General features: G+C 62.3%; 5 protein-coding genes. All 5 read right to left on the reverse strand.

Annotated features, from left to right (window positions below):
• Positions 1-817: M50 family metallopeptidase (locus EN939_RS25355; RefSeq protein ID WP_164751210.1), on the reverse strand; the 817-nt coding region annotated here is incomplete at its 3' end.
• A gap of 104 nt (positions 818-921) precedes the next feature.
• The gene (locus tag EN939_RS25360; protein ID WP_127270545.1) at positions 922-1,737 is read right to left on the reverse strand and encodes a phosphatidate cytidylyltransferase; all 816 of its coding nucleotides are present in this window, start codon (positions 1,735-1,737) and stop codon (positions 922-924) included.
• Positions 1,734-2,468 carry an isoprenyl transferase gene (locus tag EN939_RS25365; RefSeq protein ID WP_023812930.1) on the reverse strand — a complete coding sequence of 245 codons (735 nt, stop codon included), beginning with the start codon at positions 2,466-2,468 and terminating at the stop codon, positions 1,734-1,736. The genes EN939_RS25360 and EN939_RS25365 overlap by 4 nt, the downstream gene beginning before the upstream one ends.
• A gap of 34 nt (positions 2,469-2,502) precedes the next feature.
• Entirely contained in the window at positions 2,503-3,057 is a 555-nt protein-coding gene (gene frr, locus EN939_RS25370) for a ribosome recycling factor (protein ID WP_013531759.1), read from the reverse strand.
• Positions 3,058-3,157: 100 nt separating this feature from the next.
• On the reverse strand, positions 3,158-3,570 hold a 413-nt coding region (locus EN939_RS25375; RefSeq protein ID WP_442919555.1), incomplete at its 5' end, for a uridine monophosphate kinase.

Below are 3,570 nucleotides of genomic sequence, written 5' to 3' on the forward strand. Positions count from 1 at the left end.
GGCCGGTGCGCTGGATGACGTGACCGGTTTCCTCGACCGCCGCCGCGACCGCTCCGACCGGCGTGTAGGTGATCAGCCTCGGCTGACCGAGTTCCTTGTTGTTGACGACACCGATCACGGCGACCTTGACCTTGTTGCCGAGCGCGTCTTCCTGTTCCATCAGCCGCGGCGCCGCGGTCACAGTGACCTCCTGGCCGTCGCGCAACATGACGAAGGTGATTGCGTCGTCGGCACGGCCCGAGACCAGGCGCTGGACGTCGCCAAAGGTTTCGACCTTGTTGCCGTCGACACTGACGAATCGGTCGCCGGGAAGGATGCCGGCCTTCGCCGCCGGGCTGTCGGCGGTCACCTCGGCCACCATGGGCTCGGCGACATAGCGGCCATAGGCGGTGAACAGCACGGAAAAGACGACGATCGTCAGCAGGAAATTGAACAATGGTCCGGCCACCACCGTTGCCGCGCGCTTCCAGATCGGCTGAGTGTGAAAAGCGACCTTGCGCTCGTCCTCGGTCAGCGTTTCAATTTCTTCCGACGTGGGCTGGCTCGATGTGGCGTTCATGTCGCCGACGAATTTTACATAGCCGCCAAGCGGTATCGCACACAGTTTCCAGCGCGTGCCGTGGCTGTCGTTGAAGCCGAAGAGTTCCGGGCCGAAGCCGATCGAGAAGGCCCTGACGCCGATGCCGCACCAGCGCCCGACAAGGTAATGGCCCATTTCGTGGACGAACACGACTACGGTCAGCACGAAGAGGAATGGCACCAGCGTGCCGAGGACAAAGCCTTCTGTGCTGAAAAGCGCGTGAAGAATCTCGTTCAAGACAAACCCTCAAATTCTTCCACGGCGCAGACTGCGCCGTGACTGTGACACCAATCCGGGCGAATCCAAGGCGCACCGCGCAAAGGACCCTGAAATGACATCGCTCAAACGGGAAACAGACCCTGCGCCGGATGATCGGCGTTCGCCGAAATCCAGCCGATGACGTATAGGGCGAATGCCGCTGCGACAAGCCCATCGACGCGATCCATGACGCCGCCATGGCCCGGGATGAGCGCACCTGAGTCCTTGCGGCCATGGCGGCGCTTGATCCAGGATTCGAACAGGTCGCCTGCCTGCGAGACAATCGACAGCACGAGCGCGACCAGGCCGAGCAATGCCAGATTGCCGACACCGGCAGCTGCGGCGAGGACCAGCCCGGCGACGACGCCGCCGACAGCGCCGCCGAGTGCGCCGCTGCGCGTCTTGCCGGGCGAGATAGAGGGCGCCAGTTTCGCCCCCCCAACGGCTCGGCCAACGAAATAGGCAAGGATATCGGTGGCCCAGACGACAGCGAACAGGAACAGGATGGCAATGAGGCCTGAACGATCGCCATCGCGCAGCAAGGCGAGCGACAGGCCTGAAACCGCGGCATAGGCAAGGCCGCTCGCATCCCATTGTCCGGTCTTGCGAACCGAGGCGGCTATCGCCGTTGCGGCAACGATGGCCGCCACAAGCGGCAGCAGCCAGGAGGCGGCCAGACCGCCAATCAAGGCGCCAATGAAGACAACCAGCAGTGCTTCCGGCAGGAAACCAAGGCCCGTTGCCCCGGTTGGCCGCGACATGCGGGTCCATTCATAGAAGATCGCCGCTACGATCACGGCACACAGCAGCCGGAACGGCAAACCGCCGATCCAGGTCAAGCCGAGAGTGATGATGGCGAGCACGATCGCCGAAACGATACGCAGTTGAAGATTGCTCATCCCGCGGCCGGTCGCGAAGCGACGTCCTGGCCCCCAAGTCCGCCGAAACGGCGTTCGCGGCCAGCAAACTCACGCAAAGCTTCCGCAAGGTGCTCGCGGCTGAAGTCGGGCCAGTAGCAAGGCAGGAAGACGAGTTCGCTATAGGCGGCTTGCCACAGAAGGAAGTTCGACAGCCGGAGCTCGCCGCTGGTGCGAATGACCAGTTCCGGGTCGGGAATGCCTTGCGTATCGAGCGCGCCGGCAAAGCTTTCGGCTGATATCGCCTCGGCGTCGAGTTCGCCACGCGCCACGGCCGCCGCAAGCTTTTGTGCCGTACGAACGATTTCGTCTCGTCCGCCATAGTTGAAGGCGATCACCAGCGTCAGCGATTCGTTTGCGGCCGTCAGCGTTTCGGCCTCGTCGAGCAGTCCCCTGATATCAGACTGCAGCCCTGCCCGGTCACCGATGATTCTAACCCGCACACCGCTCTGGTGCAGTTCAGCAAGGTCACGGCGAATGAACATTTTCAAGAGGCCCATCAGGTCGCTGACCTCGGACTTCGGCCGCGACCAGTTCTCCGACGAGAAAGCATAGACGGTCAGGTAGGAAATGCCGAGCCCAGGTGCCGCGCGCACCGTCTTGCGCAGCGCCTCGACACCGGCACGGTGGCCCGCAAGACGGGGCATGCCGCGCGCCTTGGCCCAGCGTCCGTTTCCGTCCATGATGATCGCGACATGCGCGGGCGTTGCCATGTTCTCGCTTTCGGGTCAGCCGGCGGCCATGACCCTAAACCTGCATGATTTCAGCTTCCTTATCGGAAAGCAGGTGGTCGATGGTGCTGATCGTCTCGTCGGTAAGTTTCTGGACCTGGTCCGAGCGCTTGCGCTGATCGTCTTCGCTGATGTCGCCGTCTTTCTCCGCCTTCTTCAGGAAGTCCATGCCGTCGCGGCGCACATGGCGCGCGGCGACACGGGCATTCTCGGCGTAGGTGTGCGAGATCTTGACCAGTTCCTTGCGGCGCTGTTCGTTAAGTTCGGGAAGTGGAATCCTGAGGTTGGTGCCGTCTACGATCGGGTTGAACCCCAAATTGGATTCGCGGATCGCGCGGTCGACCGCGCCAACCATCGACTTGTCCCATACCGATACCGAGATCATGCGCGGCTCCGGCACCGAGACGTTGGCGACCTGATTGATCGGCATGGTGGTGCCGTAGGCCTGCACCTGGATCGCATCGAGCAGATTGCTGGAGGCGCGACCGGTCCGCAGCGAGGCCAGATCATGCTTGAACGCGGCAATGGCCCCATCCATGCGCCGCTTGAGATCGTCGTACTCACCACTCATCTTTATCTCCTCGACCCGTCTAATGCGGGCTCACTGCTTCGGGGCCGTCTTCGAATCGAACTTTCGAAAACCGGCTTCCCTTTTCGGGTCAGGCCGCCGATCAATCGTCCGCGACGACCGTGCAGCGGCCGCCGCCCCTCAGAATATCGCCGAAACCACCTTTTTCGTGGATCGAATAGACGATTATCGGAATGTTGTTTTCGCGCGCAAGTGCAATCGCAGCAGTATCCATGATGGAAAGGCCGCGATTTATGACTTCGCCATGGCTGATGCGCTCGAAACGCGTCGCATTCGGATCCTTCTTCGGGTCCGCCGAGTAGACGCCGTCGACCTGAGTGCCCTTGAACAGCGCGTCGGCGCCGATTTCAGCGGCGCGAAGGGCCGCGGCCGAATCAGTGGTGAAGAATGGATTGCCGGTGCCGCCGGCAAAGATCACCACCTTGCCCTGGTTCATGTAGGCGGTCGCCTGGCGCTGCGAAAAGCTCTCGCAAAGTTCGGGCATGGCGATCGCCG

Origin of the sequence: Mesorhizobium sp. M7A.F.Ca.CA.002.05.1.1, from assembly GCF_003998335.1 — a bacterium.
Classification (GTDB): domain Bacteria; phylum Pseudomonadota; class Alphaproteobacteria; order Rhizobiales; family Rhizobiaceae; genus Mesorhizobium.